We start from the raw sequence: 6,137 nt of genomic DNA, 5'->3' as shown, positions 1-6,137 counted from the left end.
CAGCAGGTCACCAGCGAAGGCGCGAAGAAGGTGCGCCGCCGAGAAGCGCCGCCGCCGCAAGAAGAACAAGCCCGGCCACGTCGCCTTCCCCGATCCGGCGCGCCGCATGATGATCAACCCGGCGGTATGCGAAGGCTGCGGCGACTGCGGCGTGCAATCCAACTGCCTGTCGATCCTGCCGCTGGAAACCGAACTCGGCCGCAAGCGCCAGATCGAGCAATCCTCCTGCAACAAGGATTACTCCTGCGTAGAGGGCTTCTGTCCCAGCTTCGTCTCGGTGCTGGGCGGCACGCTGAAGAAGCCGGAAAGCGTCAAGCTCACCCTGGCCGATCTCGAAGCCACGCTGGCCGCGTATCCGACCCCGGCGCCGCATCGCTTCGCCAAACCGTTTGAAATCCTCGTGGCCGGCGTTGGCGGCACCGGCGTCGTCACCGTCGGCGCGCTGATCACCATGGCCGCACACCTGGAGGGCAAGGGCGCGTCCACGCTCGACTTCATGGGCTTCGCGCAGAAGGGCGGCGCGGTCCTGTCTCACGTGCGCATCGCCGCATCGCCGGCGGCGCTCAACCAGGTCCGCATCGACCTGCAACAGGCCGACGCCGTGTTCGCCTGCGACCTGGTGGTCTCGGCCATGCAGGAAGGCCTCTCGGTCATGCGCCGCGGCCACACCAAGGTGATCGCCAACGACCGCGAAATACCGACCGCCGATTTCACGCGCGACCCGGATGCGTCGATCAACAAGGACGGCCTGCTGGAGAAGCTGGCCGCCTCGGCCGGCGCCGACAACGTCGTGCAGATCGATGCGCAGGCCACGGCATTGCGTTTCCTCGGCGACCCGATCGGCGGCAACATCCTGCTGATGGGCTACGCCTGGCAACGCGGCCTGGTGCCGGTCGGCCTGCCGGCGCTGATGCGCGCCATCGAGTTGAACGGCGTCGCCATCGACATGAACAAACGCGCCTTCACCCTCGGCCGCCTGGCCGCCGCCGATGCGGCCGCGCTGGACAAGCTCGGCAAGCCGAAGCAGCAGGTCATCCAGTTCGCCGCACCGAAGTCGCTGGCCGACACCGTCGCCTTCCGCATCGACTTCCTGACCAAATACCAGAACTGCGCCTACGCCCGCCGCTACGAAGAAGCCGTCGCCGCGGTCGAACGCGCCGAAGCCAGCTTGGAAGGCAATGCCTCCAGGCGCCCGATCAGCAAGATGGTCGCGCGCAACCTGTTCAAGCTGATGGCCTACAAGGACGAATACGAAGTCGCGCGCCTGCACGCCGACCCGGTATTTCGCGAACAGGTCGCCGCGCAGTTCGACGGCGATTACAAGCTGGCCTTCCACCTGGCGCCGCCGATGCTGGCGCGCAAGAAGCCGGGCTCAGACGTGCCGGCCAAGATACGTTTTGGTGCGTTGATGATGTCGGGGTTTGCGGTGCTGTCGCGCTTCAAGTCGATGCGCGGAACGCCGTTGGATGTGTTTGGTTATACCGAGGAACGTCGGCGCGAGCGGGCGTTGCGGGATCGGTATCTGAACTTTGTGCTTGCGCTGGCGGATCAGCTGAATGCCGGCAACAAGGGAGCGGCGTTGAAGTTGGCGCAGTTGCCGGAGCAGGTGCGCGGGTATGGGCACGTCAAGCTGGCGGCGATGGATAAGGCGGATCGGGAGTGGGATGGGTTGATGGGGGAGTTTTTGGGGGAGTCGCGCGGGGACGAGCGGGTGGCGGCTTGATGCTTGAACCTCGGTGGTAAGGCTGATCCTGCTGGTTTTAGCGATTAGCAGTTCACGCTGATCGAACGCCATGATGTCGCTGGTGCAATTTTAATTAGCTAGCTGAGGTGGTAATTTATCGTGATGTATAAATTACCGACTTCACTGCATTGGCTGATTGAAAAACGTGGGCGTATCGATGGTTCGATCCAAAAGATCGAACGCTATTTGGACAAGCATCGGTTTTTTTTTGAAAAATAGGGGGCCGGCGTCACGGTGCATCACCGCACCGAACTCGACGTCATCCAGCGCATGCTGCGCGACATCCCCGGCGTGACCGTGCTGGTCTACGACCAGACCTGCGCCGCCGAGAAGCGCCGCCGCCGCAAGAAGAACAAGCCCGGCCACGTCGCCTTCCCCGATCCGGCGCGCCGCATGATGATCAACCCGGCGGTATGCGAAGGCTGCGGCGACTGCGGCGTGCAATCCAACTGCCTGTCGATCCTGCCGCTGGAAACCGAACTCGGCCGCAAGCGCCAGATCGAGCAATCCTCCTGCAACAAGGATTACTCCTGCGTAGAGGGCTTCTGTCCCAGCTTCGTCTCGGTGCTGGGCGGCACGCTGAAGAAGCCGGAAAGCGTCAAGCTCACCCTGGCCGATCTCGAAGCCACGCTGGCCGCGTATCCGACCCCGGCGCCGCATCGCTTCGCCAAACCGTTTGAAATCCTCGTGGCCGGCGTTGGCGGCACCGGCGTCGTCACCGTCGGCGCGCTGATCACCATGGCCGCACACCTGGAGGGCAAGGGCGCGTCCACGCTCGACTTCATGGGCTTCGCGCAGAAGGGCGGCGCGGTCCTGTCTCACGTGCGCATCGCCGCATCGCCGGCGGCGCTCAACCAGGTCCGCATCGACCTGCAACAGGCCGACGCCGTGTTCGCCTGCGACCTGGTGGTCTCGGCCATGCAGGAAGGCCTCTCGGTCATGCGCCGCGGCCACACCAAGGTGATCGCCAACGACCGCGAAATACCGACCGCCGATTTCACGCGCGACCCGGATGCGTCGATCAACAAGGACGGCCTGCTGGAGAAGCTGGCCGCCTCGGCCGGCGCCGACAACGTCGTGCAGATCGATGCGCAGGCCACGGCATTGCGTTTCCTCGGCGACCCGATCGGCGGCAACATCCTGCTGATGGGCTACGCCTGGCAACGCGGCCTGGTGCCGGTCGGCCTGCCGGCGCTGATGCGCGCCATCGAGTTGAACGGCGTCGCCATCGACATGAACAAACGCGCCTTCACCCTCGGCCGCCTGGCCGCCGCCGATGCGGCCGCGCTGGACAAGCTCGGCAAGCCGAAGCAGCAGGTCATCCAGTTCGCCGCACCGAAGTCGCTGGCCGACACCGTCGCCTTCCGCATCGACTTCCTGACCAAATACCAGAACTGCGCCTACGCCCGCCGCTACGAAGAAGCCGTCGCCGCGGTCGAACGCGCCGAAGCCAGCTTGGAAGGCAATGCCTCCAGGCGCCCGATCAGCAAGATGGTCGCGCGCAACCTGTTCAAGCTGATGGCCTACAAGGACGAATACGAAGTCGCGCGCCTGCACGCCGACCCGGTATTTCGCGAACAGGTCGCCGCGCAGTTCGACGGCGATTACAAGCTGGCCTTCCACCTGGCGCCGCCGATGCTGGCGCGCAAGAAGCCGGGCTCAGACGTGCCGGCCAAGATACGTTTTGGTGCGTTGATGATGTCGGGGTTTGCGGTGCTGTCGCGCTTCAAGTCGATGCGCGGAACGCCGTTGGATGTGTTTGGTTATACCGAGGAACGTCGGCGCGAGCGGGCGTTGCGGGATCGGTATCTGAACTTTGTGCTTGCGCTGGCGGATCAGCTGAATGCCGGCAACAAGGGAGCGGCGTTGAAGTTGGCGCAGTTGCCGGAGCAGGTGCGCGGGTATGGGCACGTCAAGCTGGCGGCGATGGATAAGGCGGATCGGGAGTGGGATGGGTTGATGGGGGAGTTTTTGGGGGAGTCGCGCGGGGACGAGCGGGTGGCGGCTTGATGCTTGAACCTCGGTGGTAAGGCTGATCCTGCTGGTTTTAGCGATTAGCAGTTCACGCTGATCGAACGCCATGATGTCGCTGGTGCAATTTTAATTAGCTAGCTGAGGTGGTAATTTATCGTGATGTATAAATTACCGACTTCACTGCATTGGCTGATTGAAAAACGTGGGCGTATCGATGGTTCGATCCAAAAGATCGAACGCTATTTGGACAAGCATCGGTTTTTTTTTGAAAAATATCGGCAAATGAATGACGAACTCCTGTTGTTACAGGAAACATTGGCGTCCGTCGATAGAACTCTACAACTTCACAAAATACAAGTAGATCCTAAGTTTATTCCGACAATTCATGGGCGAAATCAGGTTACGGATTTGCGCCACGGAGAGTTGACGAAATATATTATGGAAAGACTAGAGATCAGCAAGGATCAACCAGTATCCTCTAAAGAGATTGTTGATTTTATTGTAGACAGCAGGATGGCACAAGGTGAGCCTCCAGTAGTCAGGGCATTTCTTTCTAGACGAGTTCACGCTCGGCTAAAGACCTTACATTCTGACGGCAGAGTTGTTCGGCACCATCCGCAGAAAACGCGTCACTATGGATGGTGGACCCTTGCTCTCAGTTCTAGCCAAGATATTCAAACGAAAGACGATGGCCTTGGCTATACCCCCTGAAAGCCAATGAGATGTCTGAATGCATCACACATCGCAACATTTCGGTGAATTTGGTCTTCAGCGTTTTCTTTCGGTTGTCGTCGCGCCACGCGAATTCAGCCGCGTAATGGGCTAAATATTGAGGGCGCATGCCGTGGTATGTCCCATATTCACCTCGACGTAATCGCCCAAACAATGATTCTGCTTGATTGTTGTTGACCCCATCATCTGTTGAATACTCGACTGAATGCCTCACGGTTTTATGAGAGTAACCCAAATCTTTTAACGCAGAGAATGCTTTCCCGTCATCGGTATGAATCACGGAACCAGGCGCCACATATTTTTGTATGGCCGTGATTACTTCCGAAGCGGCCTCGGCTTTCAGAATGCACGTAATAGATCTCATAGCACCATCGCGTGGCTTTTCCCCGACCTGCCGGAGAGCCAAGACAATGCGTCGTTTTTTTAGTTTTTTGATATTCCACTGTTGTTTTGCATCGAAAATTGACCCACATAGCCGCATAATTTGCACCGAGAATTGACCCACGTTTAGAACACAATTCTGCTTATGACCATAAGCAGGAGATCGGAGTGATCGACGTGGCATTACTAGGCATTATTCGACGCTGGCACCTTCGTGACCAGGTCCCATTGCGAGAGATCGCCAGGCGTTTAGGCATTTCACGAAACACCGTCAGACGGTACATTCGCGCGGAAACCATTGAGCCAGCCTATGCAGACAGGCGTCCCAGGAGCTCTCTGGATAAGTACACAATAAAACTCTCGGCCTGGTTAAAAACCGAAGCGGCCAAGTCACGCAAACAACGTCGTACGTTAAAACAGCTCCATTTGGAGCTGCGAGCGTTGGGCTATGAGGGATCGTATGATCGAGTCGCAGCCTTCGCCAGACGCTGGAAGGTGGATCAATTGGAGAGGGTCAATTCTGCGAGCAAATCAACACAAAGCAAAAAGCGCAGAAATCTTCTTTGCTGCATGGTTCGTCCGATATGATGTTTTCAATATTCATATTCAAGCTATCCTCATACTCAAGACGTACCAATGATGAGGAGATTTGGCAGATAGCTTTTGACGAATCGAATTGAAAAATACGGAGGATTTGAATTGTAGACAAAGCAATAATATTTATTATTCGCTAACTACGGATAGATGAGCTATTGCGAAGGGAGAATATACAGATCCAGTCGGTATCCAGTATCGCAAAAACAAGAAAAATTTCTTTCAATAAATTAATGCAATTCCCTTTTGTGCAGCAGCGACATCATGGCGTGATCGAAAATGAAAAAGCTCCCGTTTGGGAGCTTTTTTTCCTTCTGGAAACTTGCGGAAGGTGCTTACGTCACCCCCGCGCAGCCCAAGGAATAGCAATATTCGCGAGCACGCAAGAACTCAGCAACACCCAGAACATCACCCGGTCCAGCGCATAAGAAAGCGCCTTGTCTTCCTTCTTGACCATGATGAAATTGGACAGCAGCGCCAGGATCAGCGACAGCGCGATCGTCGCCAGCCCGAACGCCGCCACGTAGTCGACCAGTCCGAACGAGCCCGACGGCGGCAGGATGGAATTGGCCACGTAGGAGTTGGCGACCGCACCGAAATAGGCGGCGGACGGCAGCGAGAAGCGCGGGCCGACGTCGGATGCCTTCACGTAGAAACTGCACAGGGCCAACGCCAGCGCTGCGAACAGCGACAGGAAGATCTTGTTGTAGAC

Annotated in this window: 5 protein-coding genes and 1 pseudogene; 4 read left to right on the top strand and 2 right to left on the bottom strand. The window is 58.1% G+C overall.

Annotation, left to right across the window (positions count from 1 at the left end):
* From HLUSI_RS30440 to HLUSI_RS33125, 3 genes are all read left to right on the top strand, one after another.
* On the top strand, nt 1–1,723 hold a 1,723-nt coding region (locus HLUSI_RS30440; RefSeq protein ID WP_040503853.1), incomplete at its 5' end, for a DUF6537 domain-containing protein.
* 255 nt (nt 1,724–1,978) lie between these two features.
* Nucleotides 1,979–3,754, top strand: coding sequence for a DUF6537 domain-containing protein (locus HLUSI_RS30435; RefSeq protein ID WP_016836345.1), 1,776 nt, complete (start codon nt 1,979–1,981; stop codon nt 3,752–3,754).
* A 123-nt stretch (nt 3,755–3,877) separates the two neighbouring features.
* Nucleotides 3,878–4,429 carry a hypothetical protein gene (locus HLUSI_RS33125; protein WP_157137994.1) on the top strand — a complete coding sequence of 184 codons (552 nt, stop codon included), beginning with the start codon at nt 3,878–3,880 and terminating at the stop codon, nt 4,427–4,429.
* Here HLUSI_RS33125 and HLUSI_RS30430 read toward each other — a convergent pair.
* A complete protein-coding gene (locus HLUSI_RS30430) occupies nt 4,380–4,955 on the bottom strand; it encodes an IS1595 family transposase (protein WP_157137993.1) in 576 nt (191 codons plus the stop codon). The genes HLUSI_RS33125 and HLUSI_RS30430 overlap by 50 nt on opposite strands.
* 44 nt (nt 4,956–4,999) lie before the next feature.
* On the opposite strand from HLUSI_RS30430, the pseudogene HLUSI_RS32065 reads away from it, so the two are divergent.
* A pseudogene (locus HLUSI_RS32065) lies at nt 5,000–5,368 on the top strand (helix-turn-helix domain-containing protein); the annotation flags it as partial.
* Between the two features lie 397 nt (nt 5,369–5,765).
* Here HLUSI_RS32065 and HLUSI_RS30425 read toward each other — a convergent pair.
* The coding region (locus tag HLUSI_RS30425; protein WP_016836343.1) for a hypothetical protein at nt 5,766–6,137 on the bottom strand (372 nt) is incomplete at its 5' end.

The organism is Herbaspirillum lusitanum P6-12 (genome assembly GCF_000256565.1).
Lineage (GTDB): Bacteria > Pseudomonadota > Gammaproteobacteria > Burkholderiales > Burkholderiaceae_D > Herbaspirillum > Herbaspirillum lusitanum.
This window is presented reverse-complemented; position numbering and strand designations above follow the sequence as displayed.